This is a genomic window from Zymomonas mobilis subsp. mobilis ATCC 10988 (genome assembly GCF_000175255.2).
Lineage (GTDB): Bacteria > Pseudomonadota > Alphaproteobacteria > Sphingomonadales > Sphingomonadaceae > Zymomonas > Zymomonas mobilis.
In genome coordinates, this window is sequence record NC_017262.1 from 845,687 (window position 1) to 868,857 (window position 23,171).

The 23,171-nt window shown below is 45.1% G+C and carries 22 protein-coding genes and 1 pseudogene; 12 read left to right on the forward strand and 11 right to left on the reverse strand.

Annotation, left to right across the window (positions count from 1 at the left end; genetic code table 11):
- Window positions 1–134 precede the first annotated feature (134 nt).
- The gene (locus tag ZMOB_RS03720) at window positions 135–1,124 is read right to left on the reverse strand and encodes a glycosyltransferase family 2 protein (protein WP_014500677.1); all 990 of its coding nucleotides are present in this window, start codon (window positions 1,122–1,124) and stop codon (window positions 135–137) included.
- Window positions 1,121–2,560 carry a hypothetical protein gene (locus tag ZMOB_RS03725; protein WP_014500678.1) on the reverse strand — a complete coding sequence of 480 codons (1,440 nt, stop codon included), beginning with the start codon at window positions 2,558–2,560 and terminating at the stop codon, window positions 1,121–1,123. The genes ZMOB_RS03720 and ZMOB_RS03725 overlap by 4 nt, the downstream gene beginning before the upstream one ends.
- A gap of 337 nt (window positions 2,561–2,897) precedes the next feature.
- Between ZMOB_RS03725 and ZMOB_RS03730 the strand changes: the two genes are divergently transcribed.
- Window positions 2,898–3,224, forward strand: coding sequence for a DMT family transporter (locus ZMOB_RS03730; RefSeq protein ID WP_011240077.1), 327 nt, complete (start codon window positions 2,898–2,900; stop codon window positions 3,222–3,224).
- Window positions 3,225–3,281: 57 nt separating this feature from the next.
- Entirely contained in the window at window positions 3,282–4,091 is an 810-nt protein-coding gene (locus ZMOB_RS03735) for a nucleotidyltransferase family protein (protein ID WP_011240076.1), read from the forward strand.
- A 63-nt stretch (window positions 4,092–4,154) separates the two neighbouring features.
- Here the strand turns inward: ZMOB_RS03735 and leuD are convergent, their stop codons facing one another.
- From leuD to ZMOB_RS03760, 4 genes are all read right to left on the reverse strand, one after another.
- Window positions 4,155–4,733, reverse strand: a complete 579-nt coding sequence (gene leuD, locus ZMOB_RS03740) for a 3-isopropylmalate dehydratase small subunit (RefSeq protein ID WP_014500679.1) — start codon at window positions 4,731–4,733, stop codon at window positions 4,155–4,157.
- Window positions 4,730–6,184, reverse strand: a complete 1,455-nt coding sequence (leuC, locus tag ZMOB_RS03745) for a 3-isopropylmalate dehydratase large subunit (RefSeq protein WP_011240074.1) — start codon at window positions 6,182–6,184, stop codon at window positions 4,730–4,732. Before leuC ends, leuD begins: the two co-directional genes overlap by 4 nt.
- Before the next feature lie 104 nt (window positions 6,185–6,288).
- Window positions 6,289–7,851, reverse strand: a complete 1,563-nt coding sequence (locus tag ZMOB_RS03750) for a serine hydrolase domain-containing protein (protein WP_014500680.1) — start codon at window positions 7,849–7,851, stop codon at window positions 6,289–6,291.
- Window positions 7,852–8,280: 429 nt separating this feature from the next.
- On the reverse strand, window positions 8,281–9,345 hold the full coding sequence (locus ZMOB_RS03760; protein WP_014500681.1) for an SDR family oxidoreductase: 1,065 nt from the start codon (window positions 9,343–9,345) through the stop codon (window positions 8,281–8,283).
- A gap of 106 nt (window positions 9,346–9,451) precedes the next feature.
- On the opposite strand from ZMOB_RS03760, the gene ZMOB_RS03765 reads away from it, so the two are divergent.
- Window positions 9,452–9,832: a winged helix-turn-helix transcriptional regulator gene (locus tag ZMOB_RS03765; RefSeq protein ID WP_014500682.1), complete on the forward strand. Its 381-nt coding sequence runs from the start codon at window positions 9,452–9,454 to the stop codon at window positions 9,830–9,832.
- 64 nt (window positions 9,833–9,896) lie between these two features.
- Here ZMOB_RS03765 and ZMOB_RS03770 read toward each other — a convergent pair whose 3' ends face one another.
- Window positions 9,897–11,165 carry an MFS transporter gene (locus ZMOB_RS03770; RefSeq protein ID WP_012817501.1) on the reverse strand — a complete coding sequence of 423 codons (1,269 nt, stop codon included), beginning with the start codon at window positions 11,163–11,165 and terminating at the stop codon, window positions 9,897–9,899.
- Window positions 11,166–11,666: 501 nt separating this feature from the next.
- Here ZMOB_RS03770 and pgsA point away from each other — a divergent pair.
- Together pgsA and ZMOB_RS03780 are read left to right on the forward strand one after the other, a co-directional pair.
- The gene (pgsA, locus tag ZMOB_RS03775) at window positions 11,667–12,218 is read left to right on the forward strand and encodes a CDP-diacylglycerol--glycerol-3-phosphate 3-phosphatidyltransferase (protein ID WP_011240068.1); all 552 of its coding nucleotides are present in this window, start codon (window positions 11,667–11,669) and stop codon (window positions 12,216–12,218) included.
- A gap of 445 nt (window positions 12,219–12,663) precedes the next feature.
- Window positions 12,664–12,885 (forward strand): hypothetical protein, encoded by a 222-nt coding sequence (locus ZMOB_RS03780; protein WP_011240067.1) that lies wholly within the window; start codon window positions 12,664–12,666, stop codon window positions 12,883–12,885.
- 82 nt (window positions 12,886–12,967) lie between these two features.
- Here ZMOB_RS03780 and bioB read toward each other — a convergent pair whose 3' ends face one another.
- A complete protein-coding gene (bioB, locus tag ZMOB_RS03785) occupies window positions 12,968–13,975 on the reverse strand; it encodes a biotin synthase BioB (protein WP_012817502.1) in 1,008 nt (335 codons plus the stop codon).
- A gap of 215 nt (window positions 13,976–14,190) precedes the next feature.
- Window positions 14,191–14,955, reverse strand: coding sequence for a hypothetical protein (locus ZMOB_RS03790; protein WP_014500683.1), 765 nt, complete (start codon window positions 14,953–14,955; stop codon window positions 14,191–14,193).
- A gap of 208 nt (window positions 14,956–15,163) precedes the next feature.
- Here ZMOB_RS03790 and ZMOB_RS10210 point away from each other — a divergent pair, with 208 nt between their 5' ends.
- Window positions 15,164–15,367, forward strand: a complete 204-nt coding sequence (locus ZMOB_RS10210) for a hypothetical protein (protein WP_162094011.1) — start codon at window positions 15,164–15,166, stop codon at window positions 15,365–15,367.
- Here ZMOB_RS10210 and ZMOB_RS10560 read toward each other — a convergent pair.
- A pseudogene (locus ZMOB_RS10560) lies at window positions 15,341–16,119 on the reverse strand (IS5 family transposase). The gene ZMOB_RS10210 and the pseudogene ZMOB_RS10560 sit on opposite strands and share 27 nt — an antisense overlap.
- Window positions 16,120–16,161: 42 nt before the next feature.
- Here ZMOB_RS10560 and ZMOB_RS03800 point away from each other — a divergent pair.
- Window positions 16,162–16,926: an SDR family NAD(P)-dependent oxidoreductase gene (locus tag ZMOB_RS03800; RefSeq protein ID WP_041573369.1), complete on the forward strand. Its 765-nt coding sequence runs from the start codon at window positions 16,162–16,164 to the stop codon at window positions 16,924–16,926.
- A 396-nt stretch (window positions 16,927–17,322) separates the two neighbouring features.
- On the opposite strand, the gene ZMOB_RS10335 is transcribed toward ZMOB_RS03800, so the two are convergent.
- A complete protein-coding gene (locus tag ZMOB_RS10335) occupies window positions 17,323–17,514 on the reverse strand; it encodes a hypothetical protein (protein ID WP_252507316.1) in 192 nt (63 codons plus the stop codon).
- 22 nt (window positions 17,515–17,536) lie between these two features.
- Here ZMOB_RS10335 and ZMOB_RS03805 point away from each other — a divergent pair, with 22 nt between their 5' ends.
- From ZMOB_RS03805 to ZMOB_RS03825, 5 genes are all read left to right on the forward strand, one after another.
- Window positions 17,537–18,067, forward strand: coding sequence for a hypothetical protein (locus ZMOB_RS03805; protein ID WP_252507317.1), 531 nt, complete (start codon window positions 17,537–17,539; stop codon window positions 18,065–18,067).
- A 125-nt stretch (window positions 18,068–18,192) separates the two neighbouring features.
- Window positions 18,193–18,675 (forward strand): hypothetical protein, encoded by a 483-nt coding sequence (locus tag ZMOB_RS03810; RefSeq protein WP_011240060.1) that lies wholly within the window; start codon window positions 18,193–18,195, stop codon window positions 18,673–18,675.
- A 190-nt stretch (window positions 18,676–18,865) separates the two neighbouring features.
- Window positions 18,866–20,983 (forward strand): RelA/SpoT family protein, encoded by a 2,118-nt coding sequence (locus tag ZMOB_RS03815; RefSeq protein WP_014500685.1) that lies wholly within the window; start codon window positions 18,866–18,868, stop codon window positions 20,981–20,983.
- Window positions 20,984–21,412: 429 nt separating this feature from the next.
- Entirely contained in the window at window positions 21,413–22,726 is a 1,314-nt protein-coding gene (locus ZMOB_RS03820; protein ID WP_014500686.1) for a methyl-accepting chemotaxis protein, read from the forward strand.
- Window positions 22,727–22,899: 173 nt separating this feature from the next.
- Entirely contained in the window at window positions 22,900–23,169 is a 270-nt protein-coding gene (locus ZMOB_RS03825) for an STAS domain-containing protein (RefSeq protein ID WP_011240057.1), read from the forward strand.
- Window positions 23,170–23,171 lie beyond the last annotated feature (2 nt).

Genomic DNA, 23,171 nt, shown 5'->3' on the forward strand with positions numbered 1-23,171 from the left:
TATCGGGATGACTCCACCCCTAATATTTAGATATTATTGGATAGGTCAGCCCGATAGATAATCCATTTCAATATTTCTGACTTTAAAACTTAATTTAAATAATCAATGATCTCTTTTTTATCTACAATGAATATTTAACGATCATTCATTTTTCTTATAGATGGATAAGCAAGATAATTTAACCTTCGAGTTTCAAATCTCGCTACGGCAATATTATCTATAATCTGGCCACAACAAAATGATAAAGCTGCCAGCGTTATAAAGCCGGTCGCCAGTACAGCCGTAGGCAGACGTAAGACACAGCCTGTTCTCAAGAATTCCATAATAACAGGGATCCCAAGAAAAATTCCTGAAAGACAAAAAAAAGTTCCGAGAATACCGAAAAAAAACAAAGGCCTTTCTTTGCGTAGAAGTGTAAAAATAACATTAAGTATCCGTAATCCATCTCGGTATGTATTAAGTTTTGATAATGACCCTTCTGGTCTCTCAACATACGCAGTTTCTATATCACCTATAGGCATTAAAAGCGTTAGGGCATGAACTGTAAACTCGGTTTCAATTTCAAAACCTGATGATAAGGCTGGAAAAGATTTCACAAATCTTCTAGAAAATACACGATATCCAGAAAATATATCTTTAGACCCTCGTCCAAACATATAGCGGACAAGGGACGTGAATATCTTGTTTCCTAAGACATGGCCGCTCCGGTAGGCGTCCTGCCTGTCAGTCACTCGCAGCCCAGTCACCATATCGAGATTTTGTTCTATAGCTATATTCAACATCTGAGGAGAGGCAGATGCATCGTAAGTTGCATCTCCATCTACAAGTACATAAAGATCTGCCTCAATATCCGCAAACATGCGACGGATAACACATCCTTTTCCTTGACTCGATTCATTATAGACCTCAGCTCCAGCCTCATATGCCAATTCTGCAGTTCTGTCGGTTGAATTATTGTCATAAACATAGATAGTCGCTTCAGGCAGATGATCGAGAAAGTCACAAATCACCTTTTTAATCGTGACTTCCTCATTGTAGCAGGGAATCAACACAGCTACGCGTAAGCCATAGAATGCTCGAGGTATGCAAAACGACATATCATTTTTACTAAGTATCTCGTTCATATAATGTGCCGAAACCTTGATAAGTAATAATTAGGGATTCCATCTGTTATTAACTCTAAGGCAGGCCCATGCTGACTAAGATTGTAGATGATAAGAATAGCATTCGAAAAAATGATACCGATAACAACAAGTGTTATGCATAGTGTTTTAAGCCACTTTTTATTAAACTCACCTACAGACACACAGGAGATGCCCATAAATCCTAGGAACATAATGAGAGGATAAAATTCTGCCCGATATCGATAATTCATACTAATAGCCATCAACATAAGAACTGCAGGAACAGCCAGCCCTAAGATAATCGAGCAAGAAAATATTCTTATATCCGTAGATCGACATTTGGCAGAACGATTTAATAAAGAATAAATAAAAATAGCCCCAAAGAGAAGAAATACACCATCTGTAAGAAAAAAACTACTTGGAGGTAATTCAACTGCATCAAGAAGATGTGTAAATAGATTTTGAAAAATCAAGTGATTTCCGTTGCGCACTGCCCATAATGGAAAAAAGAAATAGATCAGGCCGAAAGGGATTCGCTGGATATTAAATAGCCCATAACGCGCAGTTCTTGCTATTCGATCGGGATACTCTGCATTATATAAATAAAGGTTATAATTAGCGAAAGTAAAAGGATTACCCCATCTTTCAAAATTAATACCAGCCGTAAGCAAAATTCCAACAATTAGAATAGCAGCTGCGATAACATACTGGTATTTTTGCTGGTGGACTGTCTCTTTAGAAGATTTTGAAATATTATTAAGATGGCGCCAAAGAACAACAATTCCTAAGAGGCACTCAGCTCCATAGGTTCCAATTCCCATAGACACACGTGTCAAAAGGGCTCCTACAGATGCTACTGACATCCAAATAAGAGCCTTCGGAATCTGTTTTGCATCCAAACATGCACGTAGTGACCAATGCACAAACATCATACCAAAGACCAATGCCCATAAACATACTTCTTGATAAAGAGAAGGACGAAGAAAGCATATCTGAACGCCGCTAAACGCTATTGCAAACAACAGACTTTTTCTTACCCATGAAGAAGCTGGGGTGGTATTGGCTGTAACATATTTAAGGCTTTTCAAATTTATTAAAAACATAAATATAGCCGCAATGACACAGGAAAGACGCGTCACATCGATATGCAAACCATTCGGTAGAAAAATTACTGGAAGACGCAAAAGCGCAGGAAATATCCCCCAATACGCATAAACATGCCCATCCCGAAGAAAACCTTCCTTCCCAACGATGTCGGGATCGACATCGAATTTACCGTGAAGAAGGTGATCAATCATACTATTGAATGTAAGCGTTAATCCACTGTCTTTTATTCGTATGGGAAGATGGCACCAAAAAAGCACATCTCCTGCATATATTAATATACAACATACAATGAATATAAAACTTATTTTATATAATCTTTTGTTTTCCATAGATACCCCACTGTTAATGAGCGGGATCTACAACATCACCTTATATTCAGACAAGCATACCATTACATATTTTATTTATATAATTTAATAAATTCATCTATATAAAATATAATACTTAAGAGTATTAAAAAATATTATAATTAAATGGCTTTTTTGCATTATTCAAAGTATATTTTCCAAATATATAATCGTGAGTATTCTTCCGCTGGCAGGACCTCTGCTATTAACTTTTCCAGTTATTATACCGATTAAAGAGTTACTGTTTTTCTTCAAAAATTAGCTTACGCCATCATCATTTCCCGCTATTCTTCCTTCCCCATATTTTCAGGAGATTATCATGTTTACCGGCTGGACAGGTCTAGCTATCGCGGTCTTTTTCGAAGTAGCCGCTACCACCGCCTTGCGACTGGCAAACGGCATCGATAAACCGCTATGGCTGATTACCGCCTGCATCGGCTATTTTATCTGTTTTACGATTATATCCTTCGTATTCAAAACGCTCCCCCTAGGTATCGTCTATGCCGTATGGGCGGGTGGCGGCTTGGCGATCATGACTATCGTCAGCCAATGGATTTTCAACGAAACGCTTGATCTTCGACAGATAGGCTGTATCGCCTTGATTTTGATCGGTGTTATCGGCCTTAATCTGATTTCACCTGCCTAGCGGGATCATGTGCCAAGCCGCAATTTATGCTTTCTTGGCGGATAGCGGGAAAAAAATATGACCGGACAATTATGGACAGCACTCATTCTGGCAGGGCAACGCCCCGGCATTGACCCGCTCGCCGCTCAGTTTCAACAGGAATGGAAAGCGCTAACACCGATTGCTGGCGAAGCCATGCTGTCACGGGTAGCAAAAACATTGCTAGCCCTGTCGCCCGATAAAAATACAAAAACGCCTGCAATTAGTCAGATTGTTGTAATGGCACAGGAGCCCGAAGCCCTGTTAACAGGTGATTGTGCATGGATGGCCGAAGATGCGCGGATCACAACGGCTTTATCGGGAAGCGGCATTGCCAACAGCATTATCAGCCTGATCGACCAGAAAAAAATCACCTATCCGCTTTTGGTAACGACAGCCGACCACCCTTTGCTGACAAAAGAGATGGTCACGGAATTTCTGTCCCAAGCACAGAATAGCGATTTAAGCGTTGGGGTTGTGTCTCGGAGCAATCTTCTCAAAAGCTATCCTGAAAATCGCCGGACATGGCTCTGTTTTTCGGATGATGCCTATAGCGGAGCCAATCTTTTCGCTATGGCCAATGACAAGGTAAAATCCGCCCTACAGCAATGGTCAGAAATAGAACAAAACCGTAAAAAAGCATGGCGGCTCATTCGCCATTTTGGCCTTTGCCTTGCGATCCGCGCCATCACGCGCAGTATCAGCTTTAAAAAAGCCCTCAATCAGGTTGGTAACAAGCTCGGTCTTACGATCAATCCAGTGGTTTTATCCGAACCGGAAGCTGGCATTGATGTTGATAAACTCTCGGATTATCAGCTTGCCGAAAAAATCCTAAAAAATCGACAATAACATAAACAAAAAACAGCCCGCTAAAAAACGGGCTGTTTTTCTAAAATGCGATCTTAAAGAATCCTAGACCCAAGGACGATCACTGGCCAACACGTCTTCATATTGGCTAATTTTGTCCTGATCTTTCAAAGTCAGACCGATTTCATCCAAACCTTCCAACAGGCAACGCTTGCGGAAAGGATCAATGTCGAAATGAAAGCGATCCTGAAAAGGGGTCGTGACCACCTGATTTTCAAGATCAAGCGTAATGGGATCAGTCTTGGCGACTTCTAATAAACGCTCAACATCGGCTTCCGGCAAAACAACCGTCAACAAACCGTTTTTGAAGGCATTACCGGAAAAAATATCCGAAAAACGAGGCGCGATCACCGCCTCAATACCCATTTCCTTAATCGCCCAAGCCGCATGTTCTCGACTGGAACCGCAACCGAAATTGTCACCGGCAATCAAAATAGGCGCACCCTTATATTCGGGATTGTCAAAGACATTGCCTTCTTTCGCCCGAATAGTTTCAAAGGCACCTTTGGCCAAACCTTTACGGTCGGTCGTTTTCAGATAATGAGCCGGAATAATAATATCCGTATCAATATTACTTCCGCCCAACGGATAGGCACGACCTTCGACTATTTTGACAGCTTTCATGCCTTTTCTCCCATTTTAACCGGCTCCAGATGACGCAGGTCGGTCAGATGTCCGGTCACAGCCGCAGCGGCCGCCATAGCAGGTGAAACCAGATGAGTTCTGGCACCGGGGCCCTGCCGTCCGACGAAGTTACGGTTCGAGGTCGAAGCACAACGCTCACCTGCTGGAACCTTATCGGGATTCATCGCCAAACACATCGAACAACCGGGTTCACGCCATTCAAAGCCAGCCGCTTTAAAGACTTCATCCAAACCTTCAGCCTCGGCCTGACGTTTTACCAAACCGGATCCGGGAACGACCAAAGCCTGTTTAACGTTATCGGCGACATGCCGCCCCCAAACGACCGAAGCCGCCGCTCTCAAATCTTCAATACGGCTATTGGTGCAGCTTCCGATAAAGACGTTTTCAACTGCCAGACCTTCCATTTTCTGGCCGGGTTCTAACCCCATATATTCCAGAGAACGACGTGCCGCCGCCTGTTTGGCAGGGTCAGCAAAAGAAGCCGGATCAGGCACAACGCCGGTAATCGGTACCACATCTTCAGGGCTGGTGCCCCATGTCACGGAAGGCTGAACATCCTCGGCTTTAATGATAACGGTCTTGTCATAAACAGCCCCCTTATCAGTCGCCAAAGACTTCCACCACTGCACCGCTTTTTCCCAATCTGCGCCTTTGGGTGCCATCGGACGACCAAAGAGATAAGCAAAGGTCTTTTCATCCGCTGCAATCAATCCGGTGCGCGCACCCGCTTCGATCGACATATTGGAAACGGTCAGACGCTCTTCGATCGACAGATTGCGGATCGCCTCACCGGTATATTCAATAGCATATCCGGTGCCGCCTGCGGTGCCTAAGCTATGAATGATATGAAGGATCAGGTCTTTTGCCGACACATCGGGAGACAGCTTGCCTTCAACCCGAACTTCCATAGTCTTGGCAGGGGTTAGGATCAAAGTCTGGGTTGCCATGACATGTTCGACTTCAGAAGTCCCGATACCGAAAGCCAAAGCCCCCAAGGCTCCATGAGCCGCCGTATGACTATCACCACACACCAAAGTCGTTCCGGGCAAGGTAAAACCCTGTTCAGGGCCCACGACATGGACAATGCCCTGTTCAGGGTCAGTCGCACTGATATAGCGAACCCCAAATTCTGGCGCATTTTTAGCCAAAGCCGCTAATTGCTTTGCCGATTGTGGGTCGGCAATTGGTAACAGATGGCCTTCACTATCGACACGTGCGGTTGTCGGCACATTGTGATCCGGCACCGCCAAAGTCCGATCAGGGCGACGCAAGGGGCGACCTGCCTGACGCAGGGCTTCAAAAGCCTGCGGGCTGGTCACTTCATGGACAAGATGCCGATCGATATAGATAAGAGCAGAACCATCCTCACGACGCTCGACAATATGAGCGTCCCATATTTTTTCATAAAGAGTGCGGGGATTTTTTGTCATAATCATTCCTTTGGCGGCGTTTTTTAACGCTATTCGTTATAATTGCAATATCGCCGCCCTTATGGATAGCAAGCACACACCCCAAGAAAGGCCTCGCTTTGCCTTTATTTCTTATGGGATGCCTTGTCTTTCTTGGCCGCTGCCGGTGCTGGCTTTTTCACAGCATTTCCTTTCGCCTTTTTATCCGCCGCTACCACTTTCTTGGTAACGACCGAATGCGCAGACGCTTTCGAAGATGTCGTTTTGCTATGATTTTCTTTGGTCGGTAAAGCAGTCTTGCCGCCTTTTCCCTTTTTCGCATTCACAGATGACGGATGATGCCGTTCCAACTGCAATCGCTCTTTCTTTGATATAGGATGCGCCGCGCGATGCACAAGCGGGGCTTGGTCTGGTGTATCCAATTCCATCCAGTCATGGAAGGGCTGGTGATAGAGCATATCCATCACCTCCAATTGCACTCCCGTTGGACGCGGACTTTCACTATTCCATAGCGCGGCCACACCGGATTTTAATTTGGGATCAAACAATAACAAGGAACGGTAACCACTCACCGCGCCCCGATGCCCTACCATCAAATGACCACGGTAATGATAGACCCGAAAAGCCATGGCATAGGCGGCATCATCCATCGCATGATCGACAGGCCCTCCTTTCCATGTGCCAGTATTGATCTGGGGTTGATGAATACGATTTAATAAAGACGGCGACAAAGTTTCTGGATCCATCCCCATTTGCGCCCGCATCCAACGTCCCAAATCGAGAATAGAACTATTCACACCACCAGCGGCTGGGATCCGGTAATAATTTTCTTTGACCTCGCGGGTATGCTGCCAGACATGAGGCTCCGCCCAATCAGCTGAATTGACCAAAGCATTGCGGCCAATCGAGGCGGAATACATCCCCAAAGGCAAAAACAGATAACGCCGCACGGCTTGGGCATAACTCATGCCGGTTACGCGTTCGACAATCTCATGCGCCGTATCAAACGCGACATTCTGATAGCCATAACATTGCCCGACAGAACAACTTAAATGCAAATGATCCAAATTCTGGCGCAGCGTCGCCGGATCTTCGCCATGCTCCAAACGGTCATCATAGGCATTATGGACCAAACCCAAACGCTGCGATAACAACATCCGAATAGTCGCTTGCTGTTCGGCATGTTCTGGCAAGCGAAGACTGGTGCTGTAGCGGGCAATAATATCGTCAATAGACAGGCGTTTTTGATCGGCCAATAAATTGACCAAAGTCGAAGCCACCCCTTTCGACAAAGACGCCCAACGGAATACTGTATTGGGGGTTACCGAAGCATGTCCCCCTGCCCGCCTAACACCATAGCCACGGACAAAACGGATTTTACCATTTTCGACGATAACAACGCCCAATCCTACCATCGTCTGGGATTCCATCAAACGATTCAGACGTTGGTCTATTTTCTGATAATCAATAACAGAAGTGCCTTCTTCCGGCGGTGCCAGCGTTTGCACAACCGTATTATTGACCGGCTCAGCGGCTTGAATCATTGACGGGACAAGACAGGAAAACGCGGTTAACAGCGTGCCGGTTTTCAATGCGATTTTATGAAGAGAGGCGATCCTGTTTTTGCAATAAACTGTTTTAACACGGCGTAAATTTTTAACAGCCGTTATGATCGTCCGACACTTCATGCCATACCCTTTACCATTCTGCCCAAAAAAGCGGACAGTGAATAAAAACAGACCGTCATTCAAATGATTGGCGCGAAAAGAGACGACTCAGATAAAGTCGTCCTCTCTTCTTCGATAGCGTTTTTTCATAAAAAGACAGGAAAATTTAGACGAAACTCAATAGCTTTATTTCATCAAGATAAAAGAGGGATCAGATTAATAGTGCCGGATTTTAGACAGTCACAACAAAGGGGTCTATTTTGGTCGAAAATGACTTTTCAAAACGCCCAAAAACAAAAATGATTTTTGCGAAAAGGCTCTTCGAGAAAAGACGCATTTCAGAAAAGGGAATAAACAATTTTTCCTGACGCCTTTCATACCATGTCCTCATCAGAAAGACTTTATGACCATAAGGTAAAATCATTCTGACGAGGCGCAAAAAGAAAGCGGCTATGGAATAATATGTTCAGCCCGCAAACGTTCAAATAAATCGAAAAAGGAATGCGGCGTATATTGATAGCCCGTAAATCCGCCAAGGCGGCTCTTGCTCATATCGGTCACGGTCTCAAGCGGGCGATCCAAATCGGCATCGGTATGCCATGCCGAATTTAACTTCTCAAATCCGATATTTTTAAGCTGATACCGCTTCACAATATCCTGCCATAAATCCGCATCCCCTGATAAAGTATCAGCCAAAGAGGTGATTTTTTCAGGATAGGGTGCGGCTTCGATTCCGAACCATTCCGCCAATTTTGGCCATAACCATTTCCAGCGGAAAATATCGCCATTCACGACATTAAACGCCTCATTTTGCCCTTCGGCACGGGTCGAAGCCCATAACACATGATCCGCTAACAGGCGGGCATCGGTCAAATCAGATAAAGCATGCCATTGTTCAGGCGATCCCGGAAAGATAAAGGGACGGCCTGTTTCGCGACAAATAGTGGCATAAACTGCCAAAGTTGTGCCCATATTCATCACATTGCCAAGGGCATAGCCAATAATGCTATGGGGACGATGGACGCTCCATGAAAAGCCATATTGCTTCGACGCTTTGAACAAAGCATCTTCTTGATTGTAGTAAAAATTTTCGAGATCAAGACGCGGCACACTTTCTCGAAAAGGCGTTTCAATCGCGCCCCCTTTGGCATAATTTTCAAAAGAACCCAGATAATGCTTCATGCCGGTAATCAGCGCACTATGCTTGATCTTTTCAGGATGGGGTAGAGCCTGAAAAATATGGGTAATCATTTCGCTGTTAACGATGCAATTTTCTTTTTCTGTTGGACGACGTGACCATGCACAAAAAAAGACATGGGAGACAGAAATATCGGCTAAAGCCTGCTGCAAGGCTTCCCTGTCAAAAATATCGGCAGCAACAGGCAAAACCCCACTCACAATATCAAAGGGATGCCGTGCTAAACCATAGACCGTCCAACCTTCCGCAACCAAACGATTGGAGAGATTTTGACCGACAATACCCGTCGATCCGACAACCAACGCTTTAAGAGCCATAATTGATATTTCCTTTTCAACACGCTTCTGTCAGGAGCATGTCTGTTCTGGAAAATATCCGCAATCCGGCACTATTTTGTGCCTTGGTCACTGAAAGGTTACCCCTTTGACTCCGCCTCTTCCCGAAGAATATCGCCACCCACCCTTTGATGAAGATTGCGCGCCCAGACAGTTATTACGTTTATTAAGCGGGAAATGGACAACGATGATTTTGCACAGCCTCCATCTCTTGGGAGGACATGCCCGTCCAACCCAGTTGATGCGGGCTATTCCGGGTCTATCCAAAAAAATGATGACCCAAACATTAAAAGAATTGGAACAACGACAATGGGTTTATCGCGATATAGAGCAAGTGATGCCCCCGATTGTCGAATATAGGTTAACCGAATTGGGACAGCTTTTTGTCGAACCTATTGAAATGCTTTACCAATGGGGCATTGCCCATAGCGAGGCATTAAACAGGGCATATTCTCCCGAAAAACCATAAAAAAAGACAGTCGAAAGGACATTCTTTCAACTGCCTTTTTTCTTTCCGCTTGTGCCAAAAAAACTTAGTCACAACTACAATGCAGCCGCCATGACAGCCATGCGGCAACACAACACATCCCCGCGACGGAATATAAAATCTGGGAAGTTGAAAAACCGCTATTGCTAGCAAGGGCTGCCAAAAAACCACCCAAAACCATCGCACCAGATGTCATAATGTTATTAGCCGCAACCGTGCGGGCAGTGTGATCTTTCTCAACGGTCGTCGTCAAAAAAGCATAAAGCGGCACAACAAACATCCCGCCAGTAATGGCAACTGCCAACAAAGCAGAGAAGACCAAGATAACACCGGGCTGTTGGATAAATTCAGGCACCGAGAAAAAACGATGAACGGGGATATTATGCCAACGCCCGATAACCTGCTCAAACCATAAGACCGAAGCGCCCATTGCCAAAACCGAACCGGGGGCATAGCGGGCAGATACCTTACCGCAAAGAAGGCGATTAATCAGAACCGAACCAATCGCCACACCGATAGAAAAAATCGCTAGAAAGAGACTAGCTACCTGCTTATCCGCATAAAAAAGATTTTTAACCAAAGGCGGGAATTGGATAATCAGCACCGACCCGATAGCCCAGAAAAAGCTGATCGAACAAATCGCCAAAAACAAACGCGGAATATGCATTGTTGCCGAGATCAGACGGTAAGAGGCACGAAAGATATGATGATCAATCGGCTCGCCTTCTTTTTCGGCTTTGGCATCGGGAATAGATTTCGATGCATAACAGCCCGATAAAGCGACCAACAAAATCACGGCACCGGCGATTTGGCTATTCACAAAACCGGCTACCACCGTTCCCCCCAGAATAGCGAGATAACTACCGGCTTCAACAAGGCCAGTTCCTCCCAAAACTTCATCTTTTTTCAGATGCTGGGGTAAAATCGCATATTTGATCGGGCCAAAGAAAGTCGAATGGATGCCCATCGCAAAAACGGCGATCAGCATTAACGGGATCGAATGTCCCCATAGACCGATAGCGCCCGTCGCCATGATAGCGATTTCCGCTATTTTAACGATGCGGATAATGCGGGCTTTGTCATGGCTATCAGCCAATTGTCCCGCCAAAGCCGAAAACAGAAAAAAAGGTATAATAAAGATGCCGGTTGCCAGCGCAGAAAAACGGGTTTCCATTTGAGGATTGGAATAAATCCCATAAGTCGCGACCAGAACTACCACTGTCCTGAACAGGTTATCGTTAAAAGCTCCCAAGGTCTGGGTAACGAAAAGCGGCAGGAACCGGCGTTTATTCAGAAGCCGGATAGAAGCTTTCATGCCGGAAAAAACTCATATTGTCCTAGAAGGCATCTCTCATAACGAAAGCAGGGAATAGAGCCAAGGGGCAGAAGCCGCTAGAAAAAGGAAAAAATACACCCGACCCTTTTTCAAAGCCGAAAAAAGCGAACATTTTTACCTTTGCAGCAAGGCAGCCTTTTTACCCAAAAATCGTTTTTTCAAAGGAAAATAGATAGGTTTGACAGCAGGTTATCTTGGCGATATGCAAGATTTGAAACCGCGTCTCATAAAGATAACTTCAAAGGCAATATTGGACAGATAGCGGCAACGCAGATGTTGTTTTCAAGTTGTTAATGGGACATAGTCTTTCTCGTCGCTGCCCGTTTTGCGATTTGTCATTTCTGATAAGGCAATAGGGCATCCTCGAAATAGGAGAAGGCTGCTACAGGTAGCTTTTTCGCGGTCGGGCATGACCGTTTTACAAAAAAAAGCCTTTCTTCCGCAAGGATCAAGGCCGATGCCAAAGGAACTGATCGTGCCATGCTGACATTGCCGAATGTCCTGACTCTTTCCCGTATTTTTGCGGTTCCGGTTTTGGTTGCCCTGCTCTGGAATCCGGGCTGGCTGGGCTATGTCTGCGCTTTTCTTTTATATTGCCTGATGGCGATTACTGATTATTTCGACGGCTATCTTGCCCGCGCGCAGGGGACGGTTTCAAAACTCGGCATTTTTCTTGATCCGATCGCGGATAAAATCATGGTAGCTTCGGTTATCGTGATGTTGATCTCCCGCCATCCGCTGATTGCCGGTTTCCATATTTTGGCGGCATTGATTATCTTGCTGCGGGAAATCGCGGTTTCTGGCCTACGGGAATTTCTGGCCGAATTGCATGTTTCTTTGCCTGTCAGCCAATTGGCCAAATGGAAAACGACCTTCCAGCTGGTCGCTTTTGGAGCCATCATTCTCAGCGGAGCCACCCTTAGCACGCCTTTGGTCAGCATCCTCGGCTTGACGTCTTTATGGATAGCCGCTAGCTTAACACTTATCACCGGATGGGATTATTTGCGTATCGGCATCAAACATATGGATTGATGCCGGATTATTCTCCCAATCTGAATAACCCTTTTTCGATAACGACAAATGGATTTCTAATTTGCCATTTCTGTTTTTAGTAAAACCTGTTTCTATTCGTAACTGCAAAACGGCTTTTTCCTCAGGCTATGACCAATCTCATATAGCCTGATTTCCTAATTATCAGCCTGTACTGATTCCCGTTTTTCTTCCGCAAGTCTGCCTTTTTCTGTTTCTCTTTGTTTCGGACATACTTTTTCATCCGAAATGAATATATTCTTTTTTCTCGGACACAGAGATGAAACACAGCTTTTTCATACTGTTACCGAGGCCATCAAGCAGAAAAGATCCAGCAGAGCCTCGATATAATTGATTATCTTTTATTTTAAAAAAATAATTTTTTATATTTATTTATGCGGAAAATATGTTAGTTTATTTCTTATAAAAATAAAAAAAGGAGAGAATCATGCTGAATCTTTCTGACTTTTCCCTGTCGCTTTTGCTGCCCGTTATTTTGATTTTGTCAGCCGCTTTGACTTTGGCTTTCTATTTTGCCAACCGGAAAGACAACTATCATTCGAAATTTCCAGCCGTGCGCATTGCGATAGGTTCTTTTGCCTATTTTGCGGTATCCGCCTTTATCTTAAGCCATATCGGCGAATTACTTTACGATACCATGTTATCATAAAGGCGCTTTCTTCACGGCAACAAAGACCGCCCTTGCTTGCTCATAACCTCATGTCAAAAAGACATGAGGTTATTTTTTTGTCTTATTCAGCGGTAACGCCCAAAGCCTCTAACAAAGCATCATCGGCGGCCATATCGGCATTAGGGGTCGTCAATAAAACATTGCCATAGAAAATCGAATTGGCACCCGCGACCAAACATAAAATCTGGGTTTCACGGCTCAAAGTTGATCGGCCAGCGGATAAACGCACCATCGACTGCGGCATCATCAAACGCGCCGTAGCAATCATTCTGACAATTTCCAGAGGGTCGACCGGATCGGCATCGGCCAAGGGAGTGCCTTCAATCGGCACCAACATATTGACCGGTACGCTTTCGGGATGAGGATTCATGCCTGCCAGAACCACCAACATTTCGACCCGATCACGGGGAGATTCTCCCAAACCAATGATCCCACCGGTGCAAAGCGCAATACCGGCATCGCGAATTTTGGCTAAAGTCTCCAAGCGATCCTGATAACTATGGGTCGATACAATTTGGGGATAATAAGCGGGGCCCGTATCCAAATTATGGTTATAGGCGGTTAATCCGGCCTCGGCCAAACGTCTGGCCTGATCTTCATTGACCATGCCCAGAGTAACACAGGCTTCCATATCCAAGGCGCGAACACCACGGATCATTTCTAAAACGGCATCAAATTCCTTACCGTCTCGCACTTTGCGCCATGCCGCACCCATACAGAAACGCTCGGCACCGGCCTTCTTGGCTTTCGCGGCCAAAGCGATAACCGCCGTCGGGTTCATCAGCTTTTCGCGGGTTAATTCAACATCATGATGGGCTGATTGGGAACAATAGCCGCAATCTTCAGGACAGCCGCCGGTTTTAATACTCAAAAGGCTACTTTTCTGAAGATGACCTGCGTCATGATAACGACGATGGACAGAATTGGCGCGCCCGATCAACTCCAAAAGAGGCAGGTTGTAAATCGCCAAAGCCTCATCCAATTGCCAGTCATAACGAACATTCTCCACAGACGGATTCTGTTCGGCCTGATCTCTGCCAGAATGAGACTGTGTTCCCACCGATACCATATTTTAAAAACCCTTTTCGCAGCGAAATAATCGCCTTTAATGCCAGTAATTGGCCGTTATGGATAGCCGCGCCAGCCAAGGATAGGCGCGACAAAGAAAACAGAAATACACAGAAGGCCATAAAAATAATGGCCTAAATAGCCAATGATATTTCCTCATCACACTGATTGCGGGCATCATGGCATCCCGATATGCCCGATAATATATCTATAAAATTATCTAATTTTTACCGGAATATCACCCAACATCAAAGCCGCGATAGAAGACAATATCTGGTTGATATTGCGACTTTTGATCGAAAAAAGCAGGTTATTTTCAGATTGTCCCGCTGGCACAAAAACCGCTTCATCAACAAGATCAGGGTAAACCACTTCATTTTCTACAGGCAGCAACAAGCTATCAAAAGCAAAAGAGCGATTTTCCGACAGGATCAGCAAAGTATTCTTCAAATCCTTATTAAAAATATCGCCGATTTCTTCGATAAATTGAACATTCCGACTGCGGTCGATATGCTCGATAGCCAGCAATAATAAAGCAAAGAAAATTTTGTCGCGATAGCTTTCGTCAAACAACAATTCAAAGCTGAAAAAATACTTTACCCGCTTTCTGAATTTCTTTTTTAATGCGAATAAAGCCATAATCGCTTCAAAAATATCATTCTTCTGGGATAATTTCGGCAAAATCCAACCATCAGGGGTCGTCGCCGGAATCAAAATACCTTTCTCAACAAAAGGCGAAAATTCCCGTTCAAAAGCCTTGTCCTCCAAGGCTTTCGGATACAGCAAAAAAATACCGGCGACATCCGGCTGAACCGCATTAGTCAAAAAGTCACGAAAATAGGTCTTAAACTCACAAATCCGCGATACACTATAAATAAAATCGACGGCTGTTTTTTCGCCATAAAAGAAGCTGGCCGCATGGGCAATCAAAGCGGCAAAACTATCATCACGGATAGGCGGTTGAGCATGGATCGGGGTCATAGAAAAACCCTATAAAACAAGGCTAGTTTTCAGGCAAATGAAACCTCTTTCACCCCGTTTTTCATCTCATATCCTGAAAAGAAGCACAGCCCCGTCTTTATCACCTGCCCACAATTTTCTGATAAAATGGCCTCTGCCATATATCGAATAAACCGATAAAGACGCTTTTTTTTATCTGAATAATCACCCGCAAAAACTCGGAAATTCTTTGCAGAGCAATCGTTTCCTTATCAAAACTACCTTCGCCCCTAATCAAAAGGCAACGTCCTCAGGACAGATTGCTTTCTCTTTCGGGCATAGAGGATTCAATGAAAGGAAGAAGATGGTTAAAATTGATCTCACCGGCAAAACAGCTATTGTCACCGGCTCATCCGAAGGCATCGGCCTAGGTTTTGTTGACAAAGGAAGGTAACCACAATTTTACGGCCGCGAGATGAAGGAAGGCGAGAAAAGATTTTCTGGTTTTGTCATAGCGTGTGGCAATGCGCCTGAACTGCTTTAGCTTATTAAACATCCGCTCAATACGATTACGATCTTTGTAGTGCTGGAGATTATAAGGAATAGGCTTTTTTCGATTGGAACGAGGCGGGATAACAGGAAGGATGCCTCGAAAAAGCAGTTTTTCGCGTAACCTATCGCTATCATATCCTTTATCAGCGAGAAAACAGTGGGGTGTTGTGACAGGGATATCTATCAAGCTATCAGCGCCAGAATAATCAGAGACCTCACCACCGGTTAGTGCGAAAGCTAGAGGGCGGCCTTGACCATCGGAACGGGCGTGGATCTTGCTCGTAAAGCCTCCGCGACTGCGACCAAAGCCTTCCTTATACGTCCCCCTTTTGCGCCAGCCGCTTGGCTGTGGGCGCGAATAATCGTACTATCTATCATATGTTGCCAGTCATCTGTCAGGCCAAGGTCAACGAGAGTTTCAAGAAGAGCGTCCCACACACCCTGTTCTGCCCACCTACGAAACCGAACATAGATCGAATTCCATTTCCCATAACGTTCATGCATATCTCGCCACGGGCAGCCTGTTCGAAGCACATAAAGCATACCATTGAGAAATAACCGATTACTTTTGGCGGGACGCGCGCAGCGGCCTCGTTCGCTTGGAAGAAGACCCTGTATTATCTCCCACTCCGCGTCCGTCAGATCTCCTCGCATCCTATCTACCCTACAAAACTTGTTCTCAAGTTATCTCTAAAAATCTTAAATTATACCCTTTGTCAACAGAACCTAGGCATTGCTATTCGTCTCGCCGAAGCAGGTGCAAAGGTCATTGTTAATGGCCGTCATCAAGAAAAATTAAATAGTGCAATTGCCGAAGTCAAAAAAGCCGCTCCAGAAGCCGAAGTTGTTGGCTTCGTCGGTGATCTTGGACAGGCCGAAGGCTGCGATGCCTTGGTCAAAGCGCATCCGGTTTGCGATATTCTGGTCAATAACCTGGGTATTTTCAGCCCCCAAGGCAATTTCTTCGATATCGGCGATGATTGCTGGCAGAATTTCTTTGACATCAATGTAATGTCCGGCGTTCGTCTCTCCCGTGCCTATGCCAAGAAAATGGCTGAAAAAGGCTGGGATCGGGTGCTATTTATTTCGTCGGAATCCGGCTTCAATATTCCAGAAGAAATGGTGCATTACGGCTTCAGCAAAACCGCCCAGATTGCAATCGCCCGTGGCCTTGCTAAAACGCTGGCAGGAACCGGCGTTACCGTCAATTCTGTCCTACCTGGGCCCACGCTCTCGGATGGCTTGAAAAAAATGCTGGAACCGGAAGTCAAAAAAACCGGAAAAAGCTACGAAGAAGCGGCAGCCGATTTTACCAAAAATCTTCGGCCTTCTTCCATTATTGAACGCGCCGCTAGTGTCGAAGAGGTCGCCAATATGGTGCTCTACGCCGCCTCGCCTTTGGCTTCTGCCACGACCGGAGCCGCTCTCCGGGTTGAAGGCGGTATCCTCAATTATCTCTAAAAATACAGCGATAACCGCAAAAAGGGCTGCCCTTTAGCAGCCCTTTTTTTTACCTCACATCTCAATAACTCAATAGCCTGAAAAAGACATAATGGCTTCGGCCTCTTCCACTACGCAGAAAGCTATTTCTCTTTTACATTCACAAAAACCGTCATTCGATCATCACCTACTCTCAAATAACGTTCCATCGACCTCTGTATCTCTTCGAGACCTAAAGACTACCTAACGACAATCTCTCACTCTCCTCTAATCACCTCTACATTAGAGGCCTCTTTACTTCTGTTTTAAAGTATAAATGAATTAAATATTCAGTCACCAATGGCGTTATTAAAAATATAAATACTTATCACAAAATAATGCACTTAATATCCAATGATTTTTCATGGGTAAATAATATCACATTGCCCCAATCATTGGATTCTTAAAGGATACATCAATGCCTTTATCCAATATCATCCCGGGACCAAGGGATAACTTACTTTTATATAAGGCTAGCCAAAATATAAATGTCAGAACAACAGCTTCAAAGGTAATCCAACCCACATCGAATTCATCAGAAAATAGCATCCAAATATCAGAAGAGGCCAAAGCCGCTTTTAAAAGTCAGAAAATGTCTAATACTGAAAACGCTGATAATTCTATCAAATCAAGACTTAACAAGCTCTTCCAAGATGCCCGCGATGAAGGTTTCTTCATCACTTTTGACTATTCTAAAGGCGGCGAGTGGCTCGATGTATCGTCTTTCACAGATGATGAATTGGCTCAAATGACCAATAATAAAGATCATCATTTTTCAGGCGATTTATCCCTTTATGCGGGTGGGGCACTGGCAGAAAGAATGAAGATATCTTTAGAGCCCTTTGAACCAGCCGCCGAAATCGGCGATTTCCGTGGTGAATCCATGGCAATCAGGACATTATATAACCATATGAGCCAAAATGTCCGCGATGCTCTCGGATGGACAGAGAGCATGGTTGAAGTCGGTGAGGAAATGGCCAGCCATTCCGGCAAAGCCCTTAATAAATCACATTTAAAAACGCTCTGGGACATTCTGCTAGAAGTCGCCCAACAAGGCGGATTATCCCTTCAAAATAGCCCTAATCAAGACAACCTACAAAAATCCGATGATAAAGCTATATAGCAGCGTTAAAATAATACCCTGAACATCATTACATCATTTTTTACGATTATTACTCAAATGGACAATTTACAAACAATCTTATCTCACCCTATATCTCCTAAAAAGATCATATTTGTGGGAATTTTATGGATAATATCATCAACATCATCGCAGGCGTGATTGCACTCTATTTCATCGCCGCGATGCTCATGTTTTTCTACTGGCTCTATTTTCATAAAGGCAGCCTGAAAAAGGCCTTAATCCATATCGTTGTTTCCTTGGGCTTACTTTGCCTTCTGGTGGGTGGTCAAATGCTCCGCTGGAAAAGCATCAATGCCCAAAATGCCGCAGAACAGGCCGCAAAAATGCCAAAAGCGGTTACCATTCAGCCTGACCTTTTAGCGATATTGCAGGCTAATCCCGATCCTGCTTCCGTTGAACCGACAAAACTCGCTGCCATCGCTAATTTAGCCGAGCAACATTTAGGCGAAGCTGGTAAAGAATATGAAGCGCCTTTGAAGAAATATTTCGTCTATTACAACAGCCATATTGCATCCGAAAAACTGCCTGACACAATGGCCGCTATCAAATTCGATGCACAACGCCGCAATGCTGAACGCGGTTTTTAATCGCCCGATTTCAAGATAATCAGCGATGATATAGCCTCGGAAAGCGCCCTCAATCGCTTCCGAGGCGAAATGATAGATTACCCGACAATAACAGCCTTTCAAAAAGACAGATTTCGGCCTCACAAAAAAAATTGCGCTTCATGTGAATGAAGGCTTGCAATATGTTGAAATCCTCCGCAATTTTATCTCCGTGTTGAGACAATATGAACTAGTCGATCGGGTTTTAAGCTACGATCCAAACGCCGATGAAGCGTTGATAAACCGCGCCTATGTTTTCGCCATGAAAGCGCATGGCAATCAAAAAAGGGCAAGCGGCGATCCCTATTTCAGCCACCCGCTAGAGGTGGCCGGAATCCTGACCGATATCCATATGGATGCCGAAACGATCATAACGGCCATCCTGCATGATACTGTCGAAGACACTGGAACAACCAGCGAAGAGCTGGCAAAACTCTTTGGCTCAGCGGTGGCTCGTCTAGTTGATGGTGTCACGAAATTATCGCGAATCGAGGCACAATCCGTCACCGAACGCGCGGCTGAAAATCTCAGAAAATTCCTGCTCGCTATGTCAGACGACATCCGCGTTCTTCTGGTCAAGCTGGCAGACCGTCTGCATAATATGCGGACATTGCATTTCATTAAAAAGGAAGAAAAACGCCGCCGTATCGCGCGTGAAACCATGGATATCTACGCCCCGTTGGCAGAACGGATTGGCATGTATGAATTCATGCGTGAGATGCAGACACTTTCCTTCCAATTTTTGGAACCGGAAGCCTATGCTTCGATCACAAAAAGGCTGGAACAACTCAACAAGGGTGATACGGGTCAGATCAAACGTATCATCAATGGCATCGAGGAGTTACTTGAGAAAGCCGGTATCAAAGCCAAGGTATCAGGCCGCCAAAAACACCCCTATTCTATCTGGAAAAAACTGGAAGAACGCCATATCAGCTTTGACCAGCTTTCAGATGTCATGGCCTTTCGGGTCATTGTCGATAATACAGAAGATTGCTATCGGGCATTAGGCATTTTGCATGGCAAATGGCCAATGGTGCCGGGGCGTTTCAAAGACTATATTTCGACACCGCGCCGCAACGGTTACAGCTCGCTTCATACTGCGGTCATTCACAATGAAAATCTCCGTATCGAAATCCAGATACGGTCACAAGCGATGCACGAACAGGCTGAATATGGCCTTGCTGCCCATTGGGCGTATAAACAGAAAACGGTGCCGGACAAATTCCAGCAAAGCGGCTGGATTCGCGATTTGGTCGAAATTCTGGACAATGCTGAAAGCCCAGAAGAGCTACTCGAGCATACCAAAATGGCGATGTATAAAGACCGTATCTTCGCCTTCACCCCAACAGGTGAGCTTATACAGCTTCCCTTGGGGGCAACACCGGTCGATTTTGCCTATGCCGTTCACACGGATTTGGGCGACCAAACCGTGGGTGCCAAAGTCAATGGCCGCGTGGTGCCATTAGGCACGCGCGTTGAAAATGGCGATCAAGTCGAAATTCTGCGTTCAGCCGCGCAAACGCCCCAAATTTCATGGCTCAATTTTATTACCACAGGTAAAGCCCGCGCGGCTATTCGCCGTTTTGTCCGCCATAAAGAGCGGAGCGATACCCTTACCCTTGGAAAACAACTTTATGAAGCAATCATCAAAAGGCTTCCGGCTCCTCTTTCAGAAAACGCTTTAGAGGCAGCCCTTCTTCGCTTAAATCTGAAAGAAGCTGATGATCTTTTTGAAGCCATCGCGCTTCGCAATATCACCGATGATGCCGTCATGGAGGCCTTAATGCCGGGTATGGCGCTTCAGGATGCGACCGCGCCACTTCCTCCCTTGGTCAATCATGCTATTTCAATCGAAGGCCTTACCCCGGGGGCGGCCTATGATTTGGCCGAATGCTGCCATCCCGTTCCGGGAGACCGGATTGTCGGCTTAAGAAGACCTCATGCCGCGATCGAAGTGCATGTGATCGACTGTCCACATCTCGCCGAAACCAATCCCGAAGATTGGGTCGATTTACGTTGGAATGACAAAGCCGAAGGGGCGACCGTCCGGCTCAAAGTTATTGTCAAAAACCAAGCCGGTGCCTTGGGTGTGGTCGCCACTATTTTCGGTGCGCATAAAGCCAATATTATCAATTTGGTTTTGGCGGACAGGGATGAAAATTTCCACGTTTTCAACGTCACATTAGAAGTCCGTGACTTACAACATTTAATGCGAATTTTGGCTGCTCTGCGTGCAGCAGGCGGGGTTGTCCAAGCTGAAAGAGAGCAGCTTCCCTACGATCAAGCCTAATTTCTGAGACCCGATTATTGCATGGTGATGGCTTGCAGGTTATAATATACTTGCAAGTCATTATTATGTGTTTTTTTAAAAAAACGAAAATATCAATTTCTATGATAAAAATTTAAAAACTGTCTTTAGCGTTTTTTATGATAAGAACAAAATATTGTCTATTTTTATTACAAAATTTAACAAAAATTCAAATTTTAAATAAAAATAACATGACTAATAATAGACAGAGGCCATTTTAGAAAAACAAAAAAGTAATAAATTGTTATACGTTATTTTATTTTTTATTAACAGATGAATTTTAAACCGTTTTAGTCGTTATATAAGACAGAAAAAGCTCCAGTTTGTCCGGTTTCTGCTGCATCCCCCCCCCTTTTGCTTTGAAACTACCCGAGACCGACGCGCTTACTAAAAGGTAAGGATAAAAATACCATGTTGAATTGGTTTTCTACCCAAGCCCCTATCAAGACGAAATTTCAGGTTATCGTTTTAGGGCATCTTGTTATCTCCCTGTTGATGGCGCTTGCTATCTTGGGCAGTTTCTTCATTTTATCCAGCAATCCAGCCGCTATTTTTTCAGCCGTTGCCGGCATTTTGTTGAGTGTTGTTTTTTCCTATACGACCGGAAAAGCGATCAGCGAACCTTATGTCCAAACGGTTGTCCGGATGGAAGAACTGGCGGCAGGCGATCTCAATAGCCCGATTCTCTTCCGCAATAACAAAGATTGTGTTGGCCGGATCACTCGCGCAATGGATGTTTTCCGCAACAACGCAATTAACCTCCAAGAAGTCACTAAAGGCCAAAGCGTTGTAACCGATACCTTGGCAGAAAGATTGAACGGTCTTGCCCAAGGTGACTTGGCTTCTCGTATTACAGTCGCTTTTCCGTCTATCTATGAAACGTTGCGCCATAACTATAATGCAGCCTTAGATTCTCTTGCTGAAATAACCCGAACGGTTGCAGAATCCAGCAACAGCATTAACACCAGTGCGCGTGAAATTAGTGATGCTTCTCATGATCTGGCTCAGCGGACAGAACAGCATGCCGCCAGTATCGAAGAAACGTCGCGGACGATGGATGATGTCACGAAAGGCATCAACGAAACGGCTTCTAGTGCAGCTCATGTCAACAAGCTGATGACCGAAATCAATCATGATGCTGAACAGGGTGGCGTTGTTATCAAAAATACAACCGATGCCATGGGTGGGATTGAAAAACAGGCAAATGAAATTGCTTCCATTATTGGCTTGATCGATGGCATTTCATTCCAGACCAATCTTCTTGCCTTGAATGCTGGTGTCGAAGCCGCGAGAGCAGGCGATGCCGGAAAGGGCTTCTCTGTTGTCGCAGCCGAAGTTCGGGCATTGGCACAGCGCTCTGCCGACGCAGCGAATAATGTTAAAGGCCTCATTACCACCAACGCCAAACAGATCACCGAAGGGGTTCATCTGGTCATGGAAGCGGGTGATTTGCTGGGTCGCATTATTTCTCGTATTTCGGAAATCACCCAATCTATTCGGAATATTTCAGAAGCCGCCCATGCTCAATCCGAACGCTTACAACAAATCAATATTGCGATTGGGGAAATGGATTCTGTTACGCAACAAAACGCGGCCATGGTGGAAGAGGCTACCGCTGCTGCCCGTAGTCTTGCCGAAGAATCCGACAATCTTTCCGGCCAAGTGGCTCGTTTCAATCTGGACAAGGCTAAATCAACAGGCGCAAAACAATTGAGCCATGCGTAATTCAGAAAGCTATATTTAACCGGATAGGGGGGCTTTTCTTTCTGTCTATCTGGCAAAACGGACGGAAGGTTTCTGGTTTTTTTAAATAAAATTTAAACCATTATTGCCGTAATATTTAACAACATTCCGTCTTCTGTTATTTCCGGATAGACCGAAAGTGTAAGGAAGAAGAAATGCAAGCATTGCCTACAAAGCTTGATACAGCACAGGCGCTTTCTCTCGCAACAGAGATTAAAGCCGATTTGGAGCAAAATAGATGGGTTCACCTCAATGGTAAATCCGTCGAAATGGTAGGACAGGCTTGTCTGCAAATTCTTCTGGCCGCCCGTCTCACTGCAGAAAAGGCAAAACTGCCTTTTCTAATCGAAGACCCTAGCGAAGCTCTTCGCTATGGTGCCCGCCTTTTGGGCATCGAATCCCTGCTTTTCGTTCCATTAACCTGAGG